Source organism: Shewanella livingstonensis (assembly GCF_003855395.1).
Taxonomy (GTDB): Bacteria; Pseudomonadota; Gammaproteobacteria; order Enterobacterales; family Shewanellaceae; genus Shewanella; species Shewanella livingstonensis.
Map to the genome: position 1 here is coordinate 4,197,209 of NZ_CP034015.1, position 23,730 is coordinate 4,220,938.

The 23,730-nt window shown below is 40.5% G+C and carries 15 protein-coding genes, 2 tRNA genes and 1 pseudogene; 10 read left to right on the forward strand and 8 right to left on the reverse strand.

The genetic code is table 11. From position 1 onward, the window contains the following. Positions 1 to 753: 753 nt before the first annotated feature. A pseudogene (locus EGC82_RS18230) lies at positions 754 to 1,564 on the reverse strand (CDP-alcohol phosphatidyltransferase family protein). A gap of 98 nt (positions 1,565 to 1,662) precedes the next feature. Here EGC82_RS18230 and EGC82_RS18235 point away from each other — a divergent pair. Beyond that, entirely contained in the window at positions 1,663 to 2,106 is a 444-nt protein-coding gene (locus tag EGC82_RS18235) for a DUF4124 domain-containing protein (RefSeq protein ID WP_124732008.1), read from the forward strand. A 62-nt stretch (positions 2,107 to 2,168) separates the two neighbouring features. Here EGC82_RS18235 and clpB read toward each other — a convergent pair whose 3' ends face one another. The 3 genes from clpB to rluD all read right to left on the reverse strand — a co-directional run bounded on the left by clpB (position 2,169) and on the right by rluD (position 6,611). Then, positions 2,169 to 4,742 (reverse strand): ATP-dependent chaperone ClpB, encoded by a 2,574-nt coding sequence (gene clpB / locus EGC82_RS18240; RefSeq protein ID WP_124732009.1) that lies wholly within the window; start codon positions 4,740 to 4,742, stop codon positions 2,169 to 2,171. A gap of 166 nt (positions 4,743 to 4,908) precedes the next feature. After that, positions 4,909 to 5,637: a peptidoglycan editing factor PgeF gene (gene pgeF / locus EGC82_RS18245; protein WP_124732010.1), complete on the reverse strand. Its 729-nt coding sequence runs from the start codon at positions 5,635 to 5,637 to the stop codon at positions 4,909 to 4,911. Then, the gene (gene rluD / locus EGC82_RS18250) at positions 5,637 to 6,611 is read right to left on the reverse strand and encodes a 23S rRNA pseudouridine(1911/1915/1917) synthase RluD (RefSeq protein ID WP_124732011.1); all 975 of its coding nucleotides are present in this window, start codon (positions 6,609 to 6,611) and stop codon (positions 5,637 to 5,639) included. Before rluD ends, pgeF begins: the two co-directional genes overlap by 1 nt. A 123-nt stretch (positions 6,612 to 6,734) precedes the next feature. Between rluD and EGC82_RS18255 the strand changes: the two genes are divergently transcribed. The 3 genes from EGC82_RS18255 (at position 6,735) to EGC82_RS18265 (ending at position 8,071) form a co-directional block, all read left to right on the forward strand. Then, the gene (locus EGC82_RS18255) at positions 6,735 to 7,496 is read left to right on the forward strand and encodes an outer membrane protein assembly factor BamD (RefSeq protein ID WP_124732012.1); all 762 of its coding nucleotides are present in this window, start codon (positions 6,735 to 6,737) and stop codon (positions 7,494 to 7,496) included. Between the two features lie 353 nt (positions 7,497 to 7,849). Then, positions 7,850 to 7,925 (forward strand) — tRNA-Phe (locus tag EGC82_RS18260). A 59-nt stretch (positions 7,926 to 7,984) separates the two neighbouring features. After that, positions 7,985 to 8,071 (forward strand) — tRNA-Leu (locus tag EGC82_RS18265). A gap of 120 nt (positions 8,072 to 8,191) precedes the next feature. Here EGC82_RS18265 and recJ read toward each other — a convergent pair. The 4 genes from recJ to brnQ form a co-directional block, all read right to left on the reverse strand. Next, positions 8,192 to 9,916 carry a single-stranded-DNA-specific exonuclease RecJ gene (gene recJ / locus EGC82_RS18270; protein ID WP_124732013.1) on the reverse strand — a complete coding sequence of 575 codons (1,725 nt, stop codon included), beginning with the start codon at positions 9,914 to 9,916 and terminating at the stop codon, positions 8,192 to 8,194. Positions 9,917 to 10,031: 115 nt separating this feature from the next. Continuing rightward, positions 10,032 to 10,760 carry a bifunctional protein-disulfide isomerase/oxidoreductase DsbC gene (dsbC, locus tag EGC82_RS18275; protein WP_124732014.1) on the reverse strand — a complete coding sequence of 243 codons (729 nt, stop codon included), beginning with the start codon at positions 10,758 to 10,760 and terminating at the stop codon, positions 10,032 to 10,034. Between the two features lie 127 nt (positions 10,761 to 10,887). Next, positions 10,888 to 11,793 (reverse strand): site-specific tyrosine recombinase XerD, encoded by a 906-nt coding sequence (gene xerD / locus EGC82_RS18280; RefSeq protein WP_164839162.1) that lies wholly within the window; start codon positions 11,791 to 11,793, stop codon positions 10,888 to 10,890. A gap of 88 nt (positions 11,794 to 11,881) precedes the next feature. After that, positions 11,882 to 13,213: a branched-chain amino acid transport system II carrier protein gene (gene brnQ / locus EGC82_RS18285; protein WP_208646907.1), complete on the reverse strand. Its 1,332-nt coding sequence runs from the start codon at positions 13,211 to 13,213 to the stop codon at positions 11,882 to 11,884. Positions 13,214 to 13,694: 481 nt separating this feature from the next. Between brnQ and EGC82_RS18290 the strand changes: the two genes are divergently transcribed. The 6 genes from EGC82_RS18290 (at position 13,695) to EGC82_RS18315 (ending at position 23,633) form a co-directional block, all read left to right on the forward strand. Continuing rightward, complete coding sequence (locus EGC82_RS18290; RefSeq protein ID WP_124732016.1) at positions 13,695 to 14,450, forward strand: tRNA1(Val) (adenine(37)-N6)-methyltransferase; 756 nt, start codon at positions 13,695 to 13,697, stop codon at positions 14,448 to 14,450. Positions 14,451 to 14,503: 53 nt separating this feature from the next. Next, positions 14,504 to 15,724: an ATP-dependent RNA helicase SrmB gene (gene srmB / locus EGC82_RS18295; RefSeq protein WP_124732017.1), complete on the forward strand. Its 1,221-nt coding sequence runs from the start codon at positions 14,504 to 14,506 to the stop codon at positions 15,722 to 15,724. 446 nt (positions 15,725 to 16,170) lie between these two features. Beyond that, on the forward strand, positions 16,171 to 17,370 hold the full coding sequence (locus EGC82_RS18300) for an efflux RND transporter periplasmic adaptor subunit (RefSeq protein WP_124732018.1): 1,200 nt from the start codon (positions 16,171 to 16,173) through the stop codon (positions 17,368 to 17,370). Positions 17,371 to 17,372: 2 nt separating this feature from the next. Further along, complete coding sequence (locus EGC82_RS18305; RefSeq protein WP_124732019.1) at positions 17,373 to 20,525, forward strand: efflux RND transporter permease subunit; 3,153 nt, start codon at positions 17,373 to 17,375, stop codon at positions 20,523 to 20,525. A 144-nt stretch (positions 20,526 to 20,669) separates the two neighbouring features. Continuing rightward, positions 20,670 to 21,287, forward strand: coding sequence for a TatD family nuclease-associated radical SAM protein (locus tag EGC82_RS18310; RefSeq protein ID WP_124732020.1), 618 nt, complete (start codon positions 20,670 to 20,672; stop codon positions 21,285 to 21,287). A gap of 90 nt (positions 21,288 to 21,377) precedes the next feature. Further along, positions 21,378 to 23,633 (forward strand): PAS domain-containing protein, encoded by a 2,256-nt coding sequence (locus EGC82_RS18315; RefSeq protein ID WP_124732021.1) that lies wholly within the window; start codon positions 21,378 to 21,380, stop codon positions 23,631 to 23,633. Positions 23,634 to 23,730 lie beyond the last annotated feature (97 nt).

Consider the following 23,730-nt stretch of genomic DNA (forward strand, 5'->3'; position numbering starts at 1 on the left):
TTTCGGCTCAATGAATTCTGATTTCATTAATTAGACTCGGAAGAATCTAAATAATGTTTGTACATATTACTATGAACATTCATCGTTGCATTGAGTTTAAATTTTTTGATTGTCAACATTCCGAAGAACAGAAGACAATTTCGAATAACTCAATACCTGTGAATGTCCACACAGATTTCTTGTTTAGATTGTTAAAGAACGTGATGTCGATTTTTCATACATCGCCATAAGACGCTAGGTCGTTGGCTTGGGGTGCGTATTCTACGCTTTCCCGTGTCGGCGTCAAGTGTTTTTTCAAACTTTCTTTTTGCCTTGAATTCAGTGTTATTAACCACTTAACTCAACCCAACTCGGTGACCGCTTTCGCTGTCTGCCGTGTCAGTGGATGCGCATTATAGGCAACACAAGATTTTGTGCAAGGCCTTTTTAAAAGATTTTATCAAAACAGCACTCAACCGAACACTATTCAAACAGATGAGTACTAAAAGCAATCAATAAGGTTTATTTTTGTTCAAAAAAGCTATTAGCTATTTAAGCATTAATACTCCGTAAGGTATTAATGTTTGCCAAAATGGACAGAAACTATAGTAAAACATCAATATTTGGATAGAAAACACGTCATTTTATAAAATTTTACTAGAAAACTCTGATTAGCTTTGCTCTTTATAAGCTAATGACCCATAACGACGGACGCTTTTGATAGTATTGAAGGGCGTATTTTAGTTTTCATTGTTATTAGTGTTATGGGCACTACTACTTAGTATGAGCATTATCATTAGGAGAATCGATAGTTGAGCTTGGTTGAAGATCTTGTTTATGCGGTTCATCACCAACAATCTGCGCTACGGTTAACTTCTTAATCGTTTTAATGGTGATCACAGCTCCAGATAGGGCATATATACAAAAACCAAGACAAAGGATGATTGCTGGTTCAATAGAGATAATAATGAATACACCCACCAGCAATAACATCACCATAAAATTCACTTTCCCTCGCTAATCAACTTCCTTAAACAAGTGATAGCGAAAATTACTCACCATAAATAGTGAAGTGTGGTTATCAGTGCCGCAAGGTAATTAAAATCTGTGGGATCGAGTTCATATTGAGATCGGCTCCAAATACTACCAGCAATTAACGCTCCAACAGGACTCGCGAGCCCTTGATCAAAGCGTTTGTCGACCACACCAACTTGAGTGTTAAAACCAGCTAATCTTAATGCAACACAAGTTCAGTAAATAAAAGCCGCTAACCAACCCATTTTACCTAAATCTTGCAAAGCCCAGTTATAAACAAGGATGGCTGGGGCCATACCAAAAGAAACCATATCGGCCAAGCTATCATATTAAGTCCCAAAATAACTTTGAGTATTTGTCAATCATGCACTCTGCCATCGAGTCCATCACAGATCATGGCAATAAAGATAGCGATAGCGGCAGATTCGAAATGACTATTCATTGATGAAATGACAGCATAGAAACCTGAAAATAATCCAGCGGTAGTAAATAAGTTAGGTAATAAGTAAATACCTTTATTTTTTACTGGGTGATTAGGTGAATTTTGCATACACTTTAGACATTACTGTTTAGCTGTTGGATTTATAGTCAAAGATGACATATTTTGGAACATTCAAGCATAACGTCAATTAGCTCTAGGATACTCAAATGGGAATTATGCGTTTAGTTATTGGTTTAGCCACTTTAGCATTTAGTACATCATTATTAGCCGGGACTATTTACACGTGGGTAGATGACTCTGGAGTTGTACATTACAGTCAGCAACAACCCTTAAATGTAGATGCTCGCAAGATTTATAGTGAGGATATGGAACCAGCTAAGATCGGAACTTATACCCCTCAAAAAAAAGCCTTTACTAAAGTTGAAACTGAATTAGAAAAATCGGCAAAAATCATTAACGAAAAAGATAAACAACAAGCCAAAGATATCTGTGAAAGTGCTAAACACAGCCTGAGTGTTTTGAAGACTCACAGTAAATTAAATCAGCAAAATAAAGAAACTGGCGAGTCAATAGCCATGACAGAAGAACAAAGGCAAGCTGCAATAGCTGAAAATACAGAAAGAGTCAGCTTATTTTGCCAAAGTAAATAATAGACAAAGGGAGCAAATGCTCCCTTTGTTATAACGGCTTCAAATAATAGTGTTAAATAACATTATTGAATGAAGGCTAGTTTGCCATCTTCCACAACAACTTTAATCATTTTACCTGGTAATAATTGACCACGAAGTAATTTTTGCGCTAGTGGATTTTCCACTTCTTGCTGCAGAGCTCTTTTTAATGGTCTTGCTCCGTATACAGGGTCGAATCCAGCTTCAGCGATTAATGATAATGCCGCATCAGATAATTCAATATCGAATTCTTTTTCAATTAAACGTTTACGTAATAACTCAAATTGAATACTAGCAATATGCTTGATATTTGCAGCATCTAAAGGATGAAATACCACCGATTCATCAATTCGATTTAAAAACTCTGGTCGGAAACTCTGCGTCACCACATTCATGACTCCAGCTTTCATCTCCTCATAGCTAGTATGACCAAAACCCTCTTGGATAATATCTGATCCTAGATTTGAGGTCATAATAATAACCGTGTTTTTAAAATCAACCGTCCTGCCTTGACCATCAGTTAAGCGACCATCATCCAATACTTGCAGTAGAACGTTAAAAACATCCGGATGCGCCTTCTCCACCTCGTCTAATAAAATCACCGAATAAGGTTTGCGACGGACAGTTTCAGTTAAATAGCCACCTTCTTCATAGCCAACATAACCGGGAGGAGCACCAACTAGACGAGAGACAGTGTGCTTTTCCATAAACTCAGACATATCAATACGTACCAAGGCAGACTCGGTATCAAACAAAAACTTAGCTAATGCTTTGCATAACTCAGTTTTACCGACACCAGTTGGTCCAAGAAATAAAAATGAACCAATTGGACGTTGAGGATCAGCAAGGCCAGCACGACTTCGACGAATGGCATTAGAAACCGCATCAACGGCTTCGTTTTGGCCGATAACACGCTGATGAAGTGCATCTTCCATATGCAATAGCTTTTCTCGTTCACCTTCAAGCATTTTTGATACCGGAATACCGGTAGCTTTTGATAGCACTTCGGCAATTTCAACATCGGTGACTTTATTGCGTAGCAATGTCATATCTTGCATTTCAGCTTGTGAGGCTAAATCTAACTGTTTTTCAAGTTCAGGAATACGTCCATACTGCAATTCCGACATCCGCGTTAAATCGCCCGCACGACGAGAGACTTCTAAGTCCATTCTAGCCTGTTCCAAATCGGCTTTAATATGCTGAGTACCTGCTAATGCCGCTTTTTCAGTATGCCAAATTTCATTCATCTCAGCCGCTTTACTTTCAACGTCTTTTAATTCATGTTGTAAAAACTCAAGACGTTTACGACTGGCTTCATCAGACTCTTTACTTAACGCTTGTTCTTCTAGCTTAAGTTGAATCGCACGACGCTCTAATCGATCTAGTGCTTCTGGCTTAGAGTCTATTTGCATTCTAATACTAGATGCAGCTTCATCAATTAGGTCGATGGCTTTGTCGGGCAGTTTTCGATCAGAAATATAACGATGTGACATGGTTGCTGCTGCAACAATTGCAGGATCGGTAATCTCAACATGATGATGTAATTCGTAGCGTTCTTTTAAACCACGCAAAATGGCAATAGTATCTTCAACACTAGGCTCATCGACAATCACTTTTTGGAAGCGACGCTCAAGCGCGGCATCTTTCTCAATATATTGGCGATATTCATCAAGAGTTGTTGCCCCAACACAATGTAAGTCACCTCGTGCCAACGCAGGCTTAAGCATATTACCGGCATCCATTGCGCCCTCGCCTTTACCAGCGCCGACCATGGTATGTAACTCATCAATAAAGAGGATAACTTGACCTTCTTCTTGAGATAATTCATTTAGTACTGCTTTTAAACGTTCTTCAAATTCACCACGATATTTAGCTCCGGCAATTAACGAGCCCATGTCTAATGACAATACTCGTTTATTTTTGATCCCTTCAGGGACTTCACCATTAACAATGCGCTGTGCTAAACCTTCAACAATGGCGGTCTTACCCACACCAGGTTCACCAATTAATACTGGGTTATTTTTAGTGCGACGTTGCAACACTTGGATCGTACGGCGAATTTCTTCATCACGGCCAATAACAGGGTCTAATTTACCTTGTTCAGCACGCTCAGTTAAATCAACGGTAAATTTTTTCAATGCTTGACGTTGATCTTCTGCATTAGGATCATCGACTTTTTGCCCACCGCGCATATCTTCAATGGTTTTTTCCATTAATTCTTTGCTAGCACCGGAGTCTTTCAAGGCTTTGGCAAGAGGATCGTTATTTTCCAATGCTGCCAAGACAAATAATTCTGATGAAATATATTTATCTTTGCGCTTTTGCGCTAGTTTATCGCATAGATTCAGTAACCGAATTAATCCTTGTGACAGTTGAACATCGCCACCAGTACCTTCAACTTGTGGTAAGCGCTCTAACTCTTGGCTAATCGCCGAGCGAAGCGCACTTACTCTAATCCCCGCTTGGGTGAGTAAAGAATGAATTGAGCCGGAATCTTGATTTAATAGCGCCATCATTAAATGGATAGGTTCTATAAATTGATGGTCGCGCCCCAATGCTAAAGATTGGGCATCAGAAATAGCAATTTGAAACTTATTAGTCATACGATCGAGTCTCATACAACCTCCTAGGATCTGACACTTGTGGAATAGGAAATTAATTCAGAAATGAATAATTTGTTAACTTAAAGATGGGGGCATTTAATGTAAACTCAAGGTTAAAACTTAACCTAGATCAAAAAAACTGTTGTTTTTTTTAAACTTAAACCTGTTTTAGATGAATAACCTAAGATTTAAGCCAAATTAATGAAGCCATTCGACCCGTTTGCATATCACGACGATAAGAAAAGTAATCTGGATTGGAAAAGGTACACACATCTGCACTATAGCTTTGAATTACGCCTGCTGCGGATAAACGCAACTTGGCTAACCCAACTAAATCACCTAAGTATTTGCTGTTATGAGCTATAAAACACCTTGAAGCTTGTGGTTCTTGATTGATAAAAGCATTACGTACTTCATTGCCAACTTCAAATGCAACAGGACCAATGGCAGGCCCCAGGTAAGCGATTAATGTTGACGGTGGAGACCGAAACATCGCTAATGCTTGCTCGATTACCCCCTCACACAATCCTCGCCACCCCGCATGAACAGCGGCAACTTCAGTGCCTTGCTTATTGCACAACAATATAGGTAAACAATCCGCTGTCATTACTGCACAAACATGACCAAACTGATTGCTATAACTACCATCAGCTATAATTGCTGTAGTCGTTGTTATTAATCTACCTGCATCAATCACTTTAGTGCCATGAACTTGCTCGAGCCAGGTTGGTTCAGCTGGTAATGACAATTGTTGACTTAATATCGCACGATTAGCCAATACGTGTTGAGGCTTATCACCTACATGTAACCCTAAATTTAAACTATCAAAAGGGCTAACACTAACACCACCAAAACGATTTGTTATCGCCATGGCGACATTATCAGGTATTGGCCAATCATGCTTGAGCATTATAAATACACTATAGGATGAAGCTCTGTATCAACTCGAAGTGCTTTTGTCAGCTCAACCATGTCATCAGGAATAGGCGCATGCCAAGTCATAATTTCACAGGTAAACGGATGCGCGAGCTCTAAACGCACGGCGTGTAAAGCTTGGCGCTTAAAGCCTTTGAGTAACTCAAAAAACTCTGGGCTGGCAGATTTAGGCGGACGAGGACGACCACCATAAACCGGATCGCCAACTAACTCATGGCCAATATACGCCATGTGAACACGAATTTGGTGAGTACGACCAGATTCCAGACGTAAACGCAAACGAGTATGAGCACGAAACTTTTCTGACACACGATAATGAGTCACTGATGGACGACCACTATGGATCACCGCCATTTGAGTACGACGCGTTGCGTGGCGCTCAATAGGTTCATCAACTGTGCCACCCGCCGTCATAGTGCCTAATACAATCGCTTCATATTCGCGAACAATATCACGAGCTTGCAATGCTGCAACCAAATGCGTTTGTGCTTCAACTGTTTTAGCAACAACCATTAAACCTGTGGTGTCTTTATCTAAACGGTGCACAATACCGGCTCTTGGAACATGCTCAATATCAGGGCAATGATGCAGTAGCGCGTTCATCAATGTACCGTCAGCATTACCTGCACCGGGATGCACAACTAAACCAGCTTGCTTATTTACCACTAAAATATGATCATCTTCATAGATAATATTCAGGGCGATATTTTGCGCTTTTGCGCGAACTTCTTCCTCGATAGTGGCGGTCACTTCTATCTGTTGAGTTTCGAAAACCTTTTCCCGTGGCTTGTCGACTGTGATACCGTCAATAGTAATTGCACCAGATAGGATCCATTCCTTGATGCGTGTGCGCGAGTAGTCAGGGAACAAACCAGCTAATGCTTGGTCTAATCTCAGACCAGTTTGTGTTGCTGTTATCTCGCTTTTTAGATTAATCTCTTGTGTCATAGGAACCGTACCCCAGTTTAGGGGTCCAAAGTGAATGTGCTATCTGTTACAATCGGATGTTTTCTATTTTACCGTGAAATGGAAAAATTCTTAACAACAACTTAAAAAGAATTGAATTCAAGTATGTATAAAATTGCCAAAGGTGCCGCCCTAGTATTACTTTCACTGGCTATAACAGCCTGTAGTAGCAGTCCAGAAGACGATGATGTTGCCAGTAAAGCATCACCCGACGCCCTGTACTCTCAAGCAAGAACATCAATGGAATTAGGTAATTACTCTAAAGCCGTTCGTTCACTTGAAGCATTGGACTCTCGTTTTCCATTCGGTCCGCACAAAACTCAAGTTCAATTAGACCTGATTTTTGCGTATTACAAAATGGATGATGCTGCATCAGGACTTGCCAACATTGATCGCTTTTTACGCCTCAATCCAACGCATCCTAATATAGATTACGTCTATTATATGCGTGGTTTAACCAATATGCAGGCAGATAATTACTTATTTCACGATTTAATGAATATTGATCGTACCGATCGTGACCCCAAAAATGCTCAAGATGCATTTAAAGATTTTGATCGATTGATTAAATCGTATCCAAATAGCAAGTATTCTGCTGATGCACAACAACGTATGCAGTTCTTAAAAAACCGTTTAGCTAAATATTCTATTCAAGTTGCAGAATATTATATCAAAATGAACGCATGGAGTGCAGCTGCTGTTCGTGCTCAATCTGTTATGGAGAAGTTTCCAGGTACACCTTCAACTGAACGAGCATTAGAAATAATGGCTGAAGCGTATGACGAGTTAGGTCAGGAAAAGTTACAACAAAACGTTAAAACCGTGATGAAAGCTAACTTTCCAAATAATGAGATATTAGCTAACTAATTATTATTCTAGTTATTATTCTAGTTATTATTCTAGTTTAACGGCTGTTAGCTCATATTTGACATTAAACGCTCTTTGGAGCGTTTTTTTATATCTAACTCATCAATATCTGCACATTTTATCGGTACTTACTTTACGTTTTTTTAGTTACTGTGATTATTACACCTGTAAAAAGGCACCATAACACCATTTTATCCAGTAACCATCATGCAATGAAGTATTTCTTGCACTACGGCGTCTTTGACTGAATAACATGCGATACGACCAAAATACACTCAAACAAATCAAAATTTGCTATAAATATTAAAAACTGGTTGACTCGGCGGGTCAAAACCCTTTAAATTGCGTCCGTCGCCCGAATAGCTCAGTCGGTAGAGCAGAGGATTGAAAATCCTCGTGTCCCTGGTTCGATTCCGGGTTCGGGCACCATATTTATATTGGTGGCTACTGCGACTAATACAATGAAGTTATTTCGCAATACATGTTTTGCAGGTGTGGTGGAATTGGTAGACACGTCAGCTTCAGGTGCTGATGCTCGCAAGGGCGTGGAGGTTCAAGTCCTCTCACCTGTACCAAATAACTTTATAAGATTTAGCAAAAAGGTCTCGCATTGCGAGGCCTTTTTGCTTTACTAATTTACAACTTCAATCTCATCGTTCACTAATAAGATTTATGCTGCTAAAGATTAAACTAGCCTAAATGGGTTCAATATAGTCCACCATTAATTGCACAGTTTGGTTACCTCTAAACTCATTCACATCAAGCTTATAAACCACTCGAGCATGTTTGATTGTTGCATCAGGCCATATTGCTAGATCAACATTAAAGGCAATGCCATCTAACATCATGCTGCCACACTCGGTCTCTAACAATAATTTTAAATGTTTTTCACCAACAATCCGTTGCTGAATAACCTTAAAAATACCATCAAATAAAGGCTCTTCAAACGATTGCCCCCAGGGGCCGGCATTTCGTAATAACAATGCTGTATCAAGCGTCATTAAATCGCTCGTTAACTCGCCATCTGAAAGTAACTCTCCAGTAAGCTGCTCATAGTCTAATACTTCCCTTACTGCATCATCAAAGGCTTGCTTAAACAATTCAAACACATCGGCCTTTAACGATAATCCTGCTGCCATAGCATGACCACCAAATTTGGTTATCACACCAGGAAAAAGGCTGTTAATACGCTCGAGTAAATCACGCATATGTAGGCCTTTTATCGACCGTGCCGAACCTTTAATGATGCCATCACCCGCATCAGCAAAAGCAATCACGGGACGATGATAGCGGTCCTTAATTCGTGAAGCCAAAATACCAATCACACCTTGATGCCAATCATCCTGAAAAATGGCGATACCCCATGGTAAATCATCTTCATTAAGCGACACTTTAGATAAACTCTTTAATGCCTCTTGTTGCATACCAGTTTCAAGTTCGCGGCGCTCTTGGTTTAATCCATCTAACTCAGCAGCCATTCTTCTGGCCAACATGATGTCTTCACACAGTAAGGTTTCAACCCCAAGCGCCATCTCATCTAAACGGCCTGCGGCATTTAACCTGGGACCAACCGCAAAGCCAAAATCAGCGGCTACAGTCTTTTCGGGACTGCGTTTTGCCACTTCAAGTAATGCTGTAATGCCTACACGACAACGACCACTTCGAACACGCTGCAAACCAGCATTAACTAAAATACGATTATTAGTGTCTAACGACACAACGTCAGCAACAGTCCCTAAAGCGACAATATCAAGTAAAGTCCCTAAATTGGGCTCTGTAATGTGTTGCAGTTGATACCAATTACGCTGCCGTAATTCGGCGCGCAGAGCTGACATCAGATAAAACGCTACTCCAACACCGGCAATAGACTTGCTGGCAAACTGACAACCAGGCTGATTGGGATTAACGATAACATCAGCATTGGGCAAAGAACTGCCAGGCAGATGGTGATCTGTCACAACAACCGTCATTCCTAACAACTTAGCCGCTGCGACGCCCTCAATAGATGAGATGCCATTATCAACGGTAATTAACACATCGGCATTTTTAGAATACGCCACCGCAACGATTTCAGGGCTTAAGCCATAACCATAATCAAATCGATTGGGAATAAGGTAATCGACATGTTTAGCCCCCATCATTTTTAACGCCAGCATACAAACGCTAGTCGAGGTGGCACCATCCGCATCGAAATCTCCAACAATCAGTATTGATTGCTGTGCAGCAATTGCATCTGCAACCAAAACAGCAGCCTCTGCGAGCCCTTTCATGGTATCTGGACGTAACAATTTACTTAGCAATAATTCACAGTTGCCTTCGTTAACGCCACGGCGAGCATAAAGTTGTTTTAGTAATGGCGACAAAGACACGGGTAAATGGCTATCATCAACCTGAACACGACGGACTATTCTATGAGACAAAAGGTAACCTTAATCGGATAATCTAAGCAATGAGCATAACAAAAAGGTGAGCCTAAGCTCACCTTGATTTTACTTTTTTAGTACACATTTTACGACTTTGATTTATCAATCTTATTTATAAGTTTGATTCAATAGTACGTAATAAATCTGCCGGAGCTTGATAACCAGGCACCATCACACCATTTTCTAGAATAAGTGCTGGAGTACCATTAATACCGAACGACATGCCTAGATTATATTGCGCAGCAATATCAATATCACAACTCGCGGCTTTGACATTACCACCCGCTTTAGCTTCAGACATCGCCTTTAAAGGATCCTTAGCACACCATACCGCTTGCATTTCATCAGCATTTGCAGAAGGAATACCCGCACGTGGATAAGCTAAGTAGCGAATAGTAATACCTAAATCATTATAACCTTGCATTTGATTATGTAGCTTACGACAATAGCCACAGTCCACATCGGTAAATACAGTAACGACATGCTTCTCATTTTTGGCTTTATAAACCAACATTTCATCTTCAAATGGCTTAAGCAACTCAATACGTGGTCCGGCTAATGCCGCCTCGGTTAAGTTTTTCATGCCTTTATCGATGTCATAAAGATTACCATGAAATAGCTTAGCGCCATCTTTAGTCACATACAGCACTCCTCGGTCGGTTAGGACTTGATATAAACCATCAATTGGAGACTGTTGAATTAAGCTCACATTGACACCCAAGGTATCGGTAAGCTTTTGCTTTAATGCTGATTGATTTGATACATCGGTCGCAGGTGCAGCTGACACAATAGGGGCAATAACAAGGCTGGCAACAAGGGCTAATGCTTTGGTTAACTTCATGATAATTCCTAAATGGCACGGGTTCAATTGAATAGACCCGACTTAGTCGATAAAACTTACAGACTTAGTTTCATTAACGCAACTAGCCTGGCATGCATAAAATGTAACGATTTGATCATCTTCGCGCTCAACCGCGCGGATGATGCTGGCTATGCAATTGCTGCAAACGCACTTTAGCTACATGAGTATATATTTGCGTGGTAGATAAATCACTATGTCCTAATAAAAGTTGTACTACTCGTAGGTCAGCTCCGTGGTTCAATAAGTGAGTCGCAAAGGCGTGTCGGAGTGTATGTGGCGATATATGACACACAATCCCTGCCCTTGCAGCATACAATTTAATTCGATGCCAAAAAGTTTGTCTAGTCATCATTTGCCCACGACGTGATGGAAACAACACATCGGATTGCTTCATACTCAATAACTCACCTCGAGCAAACTTAATGTACTGCTCTACTGCTGTAATGGCCAGTTCACCTAAAGGAACCAAACGCTCTTTACCGCCTTTGCCCATAATCCTAACCAGACCTTGGCGCAAACTAATTTGCTCCATCGTTAAACTGACTAATTCGGTTACTCGTAAGCCGGTTGCATACAAGAGCTCCAACATCGCTTTATCGCGATGCTCAATTGGCTCATCGATATTAGGCTCTGACAATAAACTATCAATTTGGGCCTCCGATAGGGTATCGGGTAATTGGCGAGCGAGTTTTGGAGACTTAATTAACGCGGTGGGATCTTGGCTCACTTTCTGCTTAACCACTAAGTAAGCATAAAAGCGTCGCAAACTACTGAGTAATCTAGCGGTACTACTTTTAGCAAAGTTTTTATCGAAACGTTCGGCAAGGTAGTCACGCAGCCCAGCTTGGTCTACTTGAAGTAAATTATGGCCTTTGGCCGAAAGGTAGCGATCTAAACTTTGTAGATCAGTACGATAGGATACCAAAGTATTATCACTTAACCCGTTGATTGACCATAAATCGTCAACAAACTGGTTAATTAATGGATCTGGTTGATAAGCAGGTTTGGCCAAAGCATTATCCAATAAGTGATAAAAAACGACGTTAGATAATCTATCATAACGTCGTTATATTGATGCGTTTATTATACTTATTTAACGTTTAAACACCCGCTTTTTGAGGCCTGTTTTTAGGTAAAAACAAGCATACAATCGCGGTCAACGCTGTGGGTAGTAACCAAGCCATTCCCTCTGCATGCAATGGCAGAAAATCAAGAAAACTCATGTCCATACCAGCGGTTTGTAACCCGTCGAAAATACCGAAAAATAACGCAACGCTGAGCACAATACGATGTGAAAACTTTGGTCGAGCAAATCGTTCGGTTAAAAAGGTCACCAACACCAATGCTATCGCAACAGGGTAAATGGTCATTAGCACCGGAATACTAATACTAATTAACTGCGACAAGCCAACGTTAGCAACGGTAGCACAAATCAAACTTAACAAAACCACCAGCGACTTATAAGACAAGCTTGGCATTAACTCATTAAAGAATTCCGAACACGCGGTTACCAACCCAACAGCGGTAGTTAAACATGCCAGCGTCACAACGGTTGACAACATTAATGTGCCAATAGAACCAAAGTGAAAGGTGACATAATTAGTTAAAATTTGGCCACCATTATCTGCACCAACAGCAAAATCGCCCGCAGATGCACCCAGATAAAATAGCGAAACATAAACAAAGGCTAAGCCACCAGCAGCAATAAAGGCTGCACGAACTAAATACTTTGTTTGATCGGCTGCATCGTTAACGCCTTTTTTGCGTAATAAATCAATAATTAGCATACCAAACATTAATGATGCCAAGGTATCCATGGTGTTGTAACCTTCAATAATTCCTTTGGTTAATGGATTATTAATATACTCACCAACGGGTAAGTTAACCTCTGCACCAGGAAGGATAATCACTGAACTGGCTAAGCCTACTAATAATAGAATCAATACCGGAGTAAGCACTTTACCTACGCTATCGAGTAATTTTCCAGGGAATAATGATAAAAACAACACAATGGAGAAAAACACTAAAGTGTAAATAAGTTGTGCAATATTAAACTCTTTACCGCCTAACATCATCAATGCATCAGGGTTAGTAATAAAGGGTCTTGCACCAATTTCAAACGCCACTAAAGCGGTTCGCGGGGCGGCAAATGCTGGACCGATAATGATATAAATCGCAATAGCTAATGTCGTTGCTGCAAATGCTGGTAATAACGCCATTACTTTACCATTAGCTTTGGCAACCGCAATTAAGCCTATCAATGGCATACCGACTGCGGTAATTAAGAAACCGAACATCGCAAAAGACATATTCTCGCCAGCAAGCATGCCAGCAAAAGGTGGGAAAATTAAGTTGCCCGCACCTAAAAAAAACGCAAAGGTCATAAACCCTAACCCTAGCGTATCAGTTACACTCATTTTGGTTGTTTGCACTACTAGCCTCGTTTTATTGTTATGTTTTTTAACAAACCTAATTGATTACGCCATAATTAGCTACTGCTGAACTGAACGAATAATAATTTGTAAAGTTAAAAATACACTTAGAAAATAGTAAACTTTGTTGAGAGAGTAACGAAAATGAACCGTCAGCTCAGTATTCAGCATCATACTCCTGTCAAAATAGCCTTAATTAGACTTTTTACTCAATTTAAAGCCTAAAAAAGGGGCCAAACTAATACCAAATATCGCCTTAATACTCAAGCTTCAGCACTGTAAACAATTAAAAAAACCTCTTTAGTTACCTTTTATAGCAAGACTTGTGTACATATCCAGCACATCTATGAATGTTAAGTTAATCAACATAACAAAAAATCAACCACAACATCTGGCAGTAATTAAAACGCGACAGTAAAAACCAAAGCGGCTATGATCTGGCTCAAGTCATTCAAGCAGCTGAAAAAGTAATCTATTACCTATGTCTTTTACGTTTAAACAATTCCATATAGATGATAAAGAATGTGGTATGGCGGTGAGTACTGATGCTGTTTTGCTCGGTGCTTGGGCTGAATTAACACAATCGAGCTATATACTCGATATTGGTGCAGGAAGTGGTTTACTTAGCCTAATGGCAGCGCAGCGCAGCCCCCAACACAACAGTATTATTGCCGTAGAGATAGATAGCGCCGCTGCAAAGGCTTGCCAATTTAATATTAACCAAAGCCCTTGGTCAGACACAGTACAACTATTTCACGGCGCTATTCAGGACTTTCAGCAACAACACCATAAGAATAATGCACCATTATTTGAGCATATTATTTGTAATCCACCCTACTTTGAACAAGGTACACAGGCCAAAAATAGTGCTCGCGCAGATGCAAGGCATACCAATACCTTGTCTTTTGCTGAGTTACAGAGTGCAATAAGCCAATTACTTGCTCCCCAGGGCACAGCAAGTGTTATTTTACCGCAACAAAGTTTAACCAGCTTTATTCAACAACTTAACGCTTATGGTCTATTCGTTGCAAAGCAGTTTGATATCATTAGCATTGAGGGAAAGCTCCCCAACAGATCAATACTAGCAATCCAACATCAACAAGCGATGACTCAACAACAAATAAACACTTATCTTCCTGTTGAAACTCAATACCTGCAAATGACAATCCGCGATAAACAAGGACGATACAGTGAAACGATGATAGATTTATGCCGCCCATTCTACTTAAAGCTTTAGCCTACTCATTAGGTCAGCTATAATACTCAACTATTTTTCAGCGAGACCAGCGCATGCAATTTGAAGATTTCCAGCTCGACCCTAGCTTATTAGAGTCACTCAAGGCCATGGGACACAACACCCCTACCACTATTCAGCAGCAAACCATTCCATTGGCCATGGATCAGCGGGATATTTTAGCGCGTGCGCCAACCGGCACCGGTAAAACGGCCAGTTTTTTACTGCCTGCTTTACAACACCTTATCGACTTCCCACGTCGTTTTGAAGGTCAAGCCCGTGTTTTGGTACTAACACCAACTCGTGAATTAGCCAGTCAAATTCATCGTTATGCCAGTCATTTAGCCACCGGACTTGAGCTTAACATCGTCATTATTACTGGCGGCGTGCCATATGGCCCACAAGAAGAAGCTCTTGCAGACAATGTTGATATATTAATCGCCACCCCAGGCCGATTAATGGAATATTTAGATAAAGATAAATTTGACGCGACTGAAGTTGAAATTTTAATTATTGATGAAGCTGACCGTATGCTTGATATGGGCTTTTCATCAGTGGTGCAATCAATTGCCATTGAAGCCCAAGGCCGTAAGCAGAATATGTTGTTTTCTGCCACGCTTGAAGGCAATGGCGTTAATCGTTTTGCGCGTGAATTGCTAAACGATCCAGTCATGGTTGATGTAGAAGCACCGCGTAGCGAAAAAGCAAAAGTACATCAGTGGGTTCACCTAGCAGATGATCAAGCACATAAATTTGCGTTGTTATGCCATATTCTTCAACAAGAAAATGTTAAACGCACCATAGTGTTTGTTAAAACCCGCGAAATGGTTGCCAGCCTTGAAGGTTTATTACTAAAAGCCAATATCCCTTGTGCATTTATGCGAGGCGATATGGAACAAAAAAAACGCTTCCAAGCGCTTGGACGTTTTTCTAAAGGCGAAGTCAATGTGCTATTGGCAACAGATGTAGCCGCTCGAGGTATTGATGTTGATGACATTACTCATGTGATTAACTTTGACATGCCTCGCTCTGCAGATGCATATGTTCATCGTATAGGACGAACAGCACGTGCTGGCGCAAAGGGGACCGCTATTTCATTGATTGAAGCACACGACATGCGCATAGTGTCTAAAATTGAACGTTACATTGAGATCCCACTGAAACGCCGTGTGATTGAAGAGCTTCGTCCTAAGCATAAAGAAGCTAAGGTCCCTGGTAAGAAAAAAGCCAATGCGAAAGATGCTCGAGTAAAATCGAAAAAATATAAGAAAAAATAACCGACTTCGTCAGTTATTTTAAATAGCAATGTTGTCTTCATAAAAGCGAATTACTTAGTAATTCGCTTTTTTATATCCAAACTAACATATCAGTATATTAAACTGCGCTAAAATAGCTTAAAAGTATCAACATATATAAAAATATGCTCAAAAAAAGCACTCTCGCTAATTGATATATAACAAATTGAATAATATAGTTTTTATATAAGTCACTTATTTCTCATAGAACCGATAAATCATTAAAATACTGATTATGTCGCGTTAAGCCATACTATTTAGTAAAAACATAAAACTCTGAAACATTTTATTTACATTAAGCTATTCAGATACGCTTCATACTCTGTTAATTTAGAGCTAATGAGTAACAACATGAATCAGATAAAGCTTGTTAGCCAACGTAGTTAACAGCCTTTCCGCATTATTTCAGCATGGATACGCAAAAAGAAATGATAACAACAATATTAAGAAGATTATCACCCCTCCTGATCATTGCGGTGTTTGCCGCCGCAGCGATGCTACTTATTAGCACGCAAGAAGCGCCCGAACAAAAAGATGAACCTATCAGCGTGCCGATTATTGATGTGCAAACCGTAACACCCCAAACCTTATCGCTAAATTTACCGTCATATGGCGTGGTTAGTCCAAAATATAAAACCCAGTTGGTCACTGAAGTTCAAGGACGTTTACTTAGCATTTCAGCCAACTTTGTTGCTGGCGGCGTGGTAAAGCAAGGCGAACAACTGGCTATTATTGAACCCTCTGATTACGAAGCCGATTTGATACAAGCAGAAGCAACAGTCGCTCAAGCAACTGCAGCCCTTAACGAAGAAAAAGCTCGTGGCATAGTTGCTAAAATTGAATTTAAAGATTTTGGTAAAGGCTTACCACCAGAACTTGGCTTACGTATTCCACAATTAAAAAAAGAGCAAGCTAACGTCAAATATGCTGAAGCCGCGCTAGCTCGTGCGCAACGTAACTTAGCCCGCACCGTTATCCGTGCACCATTTGACGGTATCATTAAGGCTCGTAATGTTGACTTAGGTCAGTACGTAACACTAGGCACTAACTTGGGTGAGCTATACGACACCAGTATTGCTGAAATTAGATTACCATTAACAAATGAAGATCTTGCTTACCTTGAATCTGTAGATAACCCTGAAACCGCAGTCACACTTACCGCGTTATTGGCTGGTAAACAAGTGACTTGGCAAGGCAACATTGTTCGCAGCGAAAACGTCATCGACGAGAAAACTCGCATGGTGTATCTGGTCGCTGAAATTCATGACCCCTATTTACGTAATAACAAAATCGAAGGCCAATTACCGTTAAAATACGGTAGTTTTGTTAACGCTGTTATTACAGGTAGAACGGTAAGTGATGTGGTTAAGCTGCCTCGTCACGTGGTGCGAAATGGTCAAGTCGCAGTAGTGAGTGCAGACAATATTATCGAAATGCGTTCTGTAAATGTTATTCGCTCAGACGTTGATACTATTTATATTCAAGGTAGTTTCAAGGCCAATGAACGCGTATCTACCACTAGTATCAATAACTTAAACTCCGGGCAGGCCATTAAAGTACTCGGTGAAAAAACCCAAACAGCTCCAGTTGAAACTGATACCGAAGCTGCTACGACGGCAGGTGAATAACCATGGATACTAATAAAGGAATTATTGCCTGGTTTGCCCGTAACAGTGTCGCAGCCAACTTATTAATGGCCGCCTTACTTATTGGTGGTTTATTTAGTGCTGTTCTTATTAATAAAGAAATATTCCCAACATTTGAATTAAACCTTATTAATATCAATGTAGCCTATCCTGGCGCCGCGCCACAGGAGATTGAAGAAGGCATTAACATAAAAATTGAAGAAGCTATTCAAGATATTAGCGGGATTAAAAAAGTCACTTCAGTTGCCAGCGACAGTGTCGGATCGGTCACCATTGAAGTTGAAGACGGTTACGATGTACAGCAAGTGTTAGATGAAGCCAAGCTGCGTATCGATGCTATTGCGACCTTTCCAGATAACATCGAAAAACCCAATATTTACCAAATAAAGCCAGAAAACAATGTCATTTGGGTGTCGGTCTATGGCGACATGAACCTACATGACATGAAAGAAATGGCTAAAGCGATAAGAGACGATATTACCGACTTACCCGCAGTGACTCGTGCAAAAGTGACTGGCGTTCGCGACTACGAAATAGGTATAGAGCTGTCGGAAGACAAACTACGTGAATACGGCATTACCTTTACTCAAGTGGCTTTAGCAGTACAAAACTCGTCTATCGACTTACCCGGCGGATCAATTCGAGCCCAAGATGGTGACATCCTACTGCGTACCAAGGGGCAAGCCTATACCGCTAATGATTTTGCCCAAATTGTAGTTGAGACTCGCCCAGACGGTAGTCGTATTATGTTACCGCAAGTGGCCATTATTAATGATGATTTTGAAGAACGTTTAGAGTACACCCGCTTTAACGGCAAACCTGCTGCGGTAATCGAAATCACCAGTATTGATGATCAAAATGCGTTAGATATTTCAGCACAAGTTAAGGCTTATGTAGCCGAACGTAAAAAAACGTTACCAAGCAATATTCAACTTGATACCTGGGGTGATTTAACTCACTACTTGCAAGGTCGTTTAAACATGATGTTATCAAACATGTTTTATGGTGCACTGCTGGTGTTTATTATTCTGGCCTTGTTTTTAGATCTTAAGCTCGCCTTCTGGGTGATGATGGGCTTACCGGTGTGCTTTTTGGGCACTATGTTATTAATGCCGCTTGAGCCGTTTAACATGTCGATTAACATGCTGACCTTATTCGCATTTATTTTGGTGCTGGGGATAGTCGTCGATGATGCCATTGTCATCGGAGAAAGCGCCTATACCGAGTTAGAAGAAAACGGCCACTCGCTAGAAAACGTGGTAAAAGGAGTACAAAAAGTAGCAATGCCCGCCACATTTGGCGTGCTCACCACTATTGCCGCCTTTATACCAATGATCATGGTGTCTGGGCCAATGGGCATTATTTGGAAATCTATCGGTATGGTGGTGATTTTGTGTTTAGCGTTTTCGCTGATCGAATCTAAACTGATTCTGCCTGCGCATTTAGCTCACATGAAAATCAAAAAACGCACTACACCAACAAATATTTTCTCACGCTTTAAATTTGGTCTTAATGAATGGTTACAACACTTTATTCATAATACCTATCGTCACTTTTTAGAACGTTGTATTACGCGACGCTATAGTGTCGTCGCGGTATTTATTGGCATACTGATTTTGTCGCTTGCATTAGTACAAAGTGGCAAAGTCCGCTGGGTTTTCTTTCCTGATATCCCATCAGATTTTATTCAAGTCCAGCTTGAAATGGAAGAAGGTAGCTCTGAGCAGAACACCCTAAAAGTACTGCAACAAGTCGAAGATGCGTTATATAAGATGAACGCCAAGCTTGAAGAACAATACGGTTACCCAATGGTAAAGCATAGCTATATCGAGCTTAGCTCACGCAGCAGTGCATTTGTGTTTACCGAACTGACTAAAGGCGAAGACCGCGAAATCGACGGAGTTGCAATTGCAGAAGAGTGGCGTAACCAATTACCTGAGTTATTATCAGTTAAAAAGCTTAATATTAATGCGAGCACCAACGATGCCGGTGGCGATTTATCATTTCGCTTAACCGCAACTGATTTAGGCCAGCTATCAGAAGCCGCCAAAGTACTAAAAACTAAATTGGCTACTTATGAAGGCGTGTACGACATTACCGATAATTTTTCATCCGGTTCACACGAAATCCGCCTAAACATTCGTCCAGAGGCTGAAGCACAAGGACTAACCCTGTCAGATTTAGCTCGCCAGGTACGTTATGGTTTTTATGGTTATGAAGCCCAACGTATTTTGCGTAATAAAGAAGAAGTCAAAGTCATGGTACGTTACCCACTCGAACAACGCCGCACTGTGGGTGATCTTGAAAACATGCTTATCCGCACGCCATCAGGCGCAGCGGTGCCATTTTCAACAGTAGCCAATATCGAACTGGGTGAGTCGTATGCATCGATCACCCGTGTTGATGGTCGCCGAGCGATTACCATTAGTGCCAATGTGAATAAAAACAATGTTGAGCCATCTAAAGTGGTCGCCGAAATTCAGGAAGACTTTTTACCTGAACTGACCGCGCGTTTCCCTAAAGTGGCTTCAGCTTTAGATGGTGGCAGTTTAGATGAGCAAAATGCCATGCTGGGTTTAGCCCAAGGCTTCTTTTTTGCCATGTTCACCATTTACGCCTTAATGGCCATCCCTTTAAAGTCGTACACACAACCGTTAATCATTATGTCGGTGATTCCTTTTGGCATGATTGGTGCTTTATTTGGCCACTATATACTTGGTTTATCCATGAGCGTGCTAAGTTTGTGCGGAATTGTTGCATTAGCTGGGGTGGTGGTAAATGACTCGCTGATTTTAGTCGACTTTGTTAACCGCGCTCGTGAAGAGGGCAAATCGTTAATGCAATCTGCTATCGATTCTGGTTGTTACCGTTTTAGAGCTATTATATTAACCTCGCTCACCACCTTTGTTGGCTTAGTGCCGATTATTATGGAAAAAAGCTTACAAGCTAAAATTGTTATCCCAATGGCTACATCCCTCGCATTTGGTATTTTATTTTCTACCGTAGTGACGTTGATTTTGGTGCCTATTTTGTACATCATTTTGGATGATATAAAACGCTTGTGGCAACGATTTTTCATTTGGTGGTGGCAACCTAAAAGCATTACTGAACCATTAGGTTCTGACGAGCAGTATTAATCGAGTTAATCACGATTGTTAATCCCAACAACAGAGCTAAGTCAGCTCTGTTTTTTTTGCTTTAAAATCTGCGAGCCAAGCAACATAGTCACCGATGATATTTAGCTACAATACTTGTCATGCACTCCATAATAACAAGCCATTATGACCACCACGAATTCAGTTACACCCACCCTCGTTTACGATATCGGTAATCACCGTTACCTTAATATCACCGCAAGATGCACCTTAAGGTGTCAATTTTGCCCTAAACACAATGGTTCCAAACAAATACATGAGTATGACCTATCGCTGTCTAAGCGTATTACTGCAGAAGATATTTTACCCTTGCTGGGTAAAGTAAACGAAGTGGAAGAGTATGTTTTTTGCGGCTTTGGTGAACCCACATTAAACCTTGAATGTTTATTACACGTTGCCAAAGCAATTAAAGCACAAGGTGGATACGTAAGGTTAAACACTGATGGATTAGGCAACCATTTTCATCGCCGTAATATTTTGCCAGAACTCAGCCAATGCGTAGACAGTCTATCTATTTCACTTAATGCCGATACACCAGAAAGCTACCAACAACACTGTCGTCCCAAGCTAGCAGGCTCTTATAAGGCACTGCTTGAATTTATTCAACTGGCACCCCAATACATACCTGAAGTACATGTCAGTGCAATCAACGGACTGGCTAATGTAAATATTGAGCGTTGCCGCGACATTGCTGAACGCAGTGGTGCAATATTTAAGCAACGCGAGTTGGATATACTAGGCTAAACAAATCTGTTCGATTAGTGGATAGACATTTTCGCCAACGTCGGCTTCATGCTAGTATTGCTTGCAAGAGAATGCTAAAAAAGTGGCACCATGTCTAAACACAAAGCAGTGGGTTCTTCAAACTCGTTATTAATATCTTCACAAGCGACACATTGGTCTCAACAGCATATTCTTTCGCTGCTTAGCCAATTGATTATTTTATTAATTACGCTGTTTATTGTCACCAGTATGGTGGTCAATTTAGGCGAACGTCGCCTGCAAGAAGATTGGGCAGACCAACGCTATAGTGAGTTACAAACGGTCGCATCCTTAGCGTCTGACAAAGTGTCATTTTTGCAGTTTAGAACCCAGATCATCGCCAAAGGCGAGTTACTACGACAATATCTGCAAGATCCATCAGAAAAACTGCAATTAAAAACTATCGAAAACTGGGACTCATTGACAGATAATATTCCAGAACTGCTTGGTTTAGCATTATTTAATCCTCAAGGACAACTGCAGTTTTCTACCACTGGAAGTTTTAATAACATGCAACTTCCCGCAGCATTATTAGGCTCAGGTAGAAATATGGGGGGTAATGACATTTACACCTCACCAATGGCATTTACACCCATTGATGGCATATTGGAACCGTATTTTTATCAATTATCATGGATAGAAAACCCAGACCAAAGCATTAAAGGCTATTTGGTCACTTACAATTCTATTGTTAAATTATTAGAAACCATAAAACCTGCTTTTTTCAATCAAAACTCACCTTTATTACTGCTTGATACTCAAGGTTTTCTCTATGCCGGCGCCAATCAACCTGCGCCATTAGACAGTATGCCAGACACACTTGGTGCAAGTTTAAAACAAACTTACCCAGAATTGTGGCGGGTAATGGCAATGAATAATTTTGGCCAGTTTCACAGCCAAAATGCCACTTTTGTATATTTAAAAGTCGAGTTAACCAGTCAATTCGAAACTAAAAGAGAATATTTTTTATTGTCTTATATTCGTCATGACGACATTGCCACTCGGTATGCACAATGGCGCATAGTGATTATTATCGCTGGATGCTTAATTGCACTGTTAGCCAGTTTACTGATTATATTAAGACACCGATTTGTGCTTGAACGACGATCGAAACAAAATAGCGTTCAATTGAGCAACGGTTTATTTAGCAGTCAATTAAGCTGCTTAATTGTTAATGATTGCGGCCGTATTCAGAGCATCAATGCCAAGGCTGCTGCAGCATTGTCTTTGCCCATTGAGGCTCTCAAAGATCGCAGTATACAACGTGTATTGCATCTTGATGATGACCGCTTCAATCACATTAAACAGGCGTTAACTGATCATAAGCAATGGCATGGTGAGCTGAGTTTAGACACGCTTAATAGTAGTATGTTACAAACCCACATTCGTAGTGAAAAATGCCCTAACAGTAATGAGCATTACTGGTTAGTCACATTTGAAGACATTAGCGCGTTATTTGATAGTCAGCGCCAGGCTTACCTGTATCAACTAATGAGTAATGGAGCAGTAGCTTCGGCGCTAACTGATGCCAACGGAATGATTATAAAATGTAATAATCAATTTGATCGTCTGATGTCTTTACACGGTGATACGGATATTTCAATTACCGAATTACTCGGCGATGAACTGAGTAATCAATGGCAAAATATTACTGCACAAATTAGTTTGCAGGGCGAATGGACAGCGCAAATAATGCCATTTAACCAAAGCCGTTATGAGCATTGCTTAAAAACGACACTAGCAGGTCAATTGACATTTGAAGGTGATATTGAATATCTTATTTGTACTTTTGAACAGACAACTCCAGCGATTTCCTCCCAGAACAGCAGTAACATCATTGGCCATCGCAGTGCCATAGTATTACGCTTAAATGAGCTTGAAAATTACTTTATCAACCTCAGTGAACTCACTAAAGAACATTCATGTTTACTCATTATGGACATTAATCCAGAAGGCATTTTCAGCAATATGGGCAACATGAGCCAACTTGAAAAGCGCCAAAAAGATATTGAACTACAGTTACTGATTGAACTACCATTTAATTACCAAATTGCTCAATGGCAGCTCGGAAAGCTAGTGATCTTGTTGACCGAAACAAATGCAAATTCAGCACATCAATATGCACTTAATATGATGCAGCGCCTAGAAGAAAATAACTTAGGTGAAGGAATTAACATTGGTATCGCGAGTTATTTACAACAACAAAGCTTAGACCAATACCTTACTAACGCTGAAATAGCGTTAAAGCGCGCTAAACAATCTGTTGACCAAAATATTTGCCAAGCCTTTACTCGTCCGAGTAATAACGACAGCAACAATATCCGCTAACATTACCGGATTAAATCACCTGATACTGTATTGCTCAATATCAGGTGATACTTAATGTTAACCATTAATAATAATTTATAACGTCAACACCAAGGCA

Coding starts and splice junctions, on each gene's coding strand:
- EGC82_RS18235 (WP_124732008.1), top strand. CDS start 1,663: ATGGGAATTATGCGTTTAGTTATTGGTTTAGCCACTTTAGCATTTAGT.
- clpB (WP_124732009.1), bottom strand. CDS start 4,742: ATGAGACTCGATCGTATGACTAATAAGTTTCAAATTGCTATTTCTGAT.
- pgeF (WP_124732010.1), bottom strand. CDS start 5,637: ATGCTCAAGCATGATTGGCCAATACCTGATAATGTCGCCATGGCGATA.
- rluD (WP_124732011.1), bottom strand. CDS start 6,611: ATGACACAAGAGATTAATCTAAAAAGCGAGATAACAGCAACACAAACT.
- EGC82_RS18255 (WP_124732012.1), top strand. CDS start 6,735: ATGTATAAAATTGCCAAAGGTGCCGCCCTAGTATTACTTTCACTGGCT.
- dsbC (WP_124732014.1), bottom strand. CDS start 10,760: ATGAAGTTAACCAAAGCATTAGCCCTTGTTGCCAGCCTTGTTATTGCC.
- EGC82_RS18290 (WP_124732016.1), top strand. CDS start 13,695: ATGTCTTTTACGTTTAAACAATTCCATATAGATGATAAAGAATGTGGT.
- srmB (WP_124732017.1), top strand. CDS start 14,504: ATGCAATTTGAAGATTTCCAGCTCGACCCTAGCTTATTAGAGTCACTC.
- EGC82_RS18300 (WP_124732018.1), top strand. CDS start 16,171: ATGATAACAACAATATTAAGAAGATTATCACCCCTCCTGATCATTGCG.
- EGC82_RS18305 (WP_124732019.1), top strand. CDS start 17,373: ATGGATACTAATAAAGGAATTATTGCCTGGTTTGCCCGTAACAGTGTC.
- EGC82_RS18310 (WP_124732020.1), top strand. CDS start 20,670: ATGACCACCACGAATTCAGTTACACCCACCCTCGTTTACGATATCGGT.
- EGC82_RS18315 (WP_124732021.1), top strand. CDS start 21,378: ATGTCTAAACACAAAGCAGTGGGTTCTTCAAACTCGTTATTAATATCT.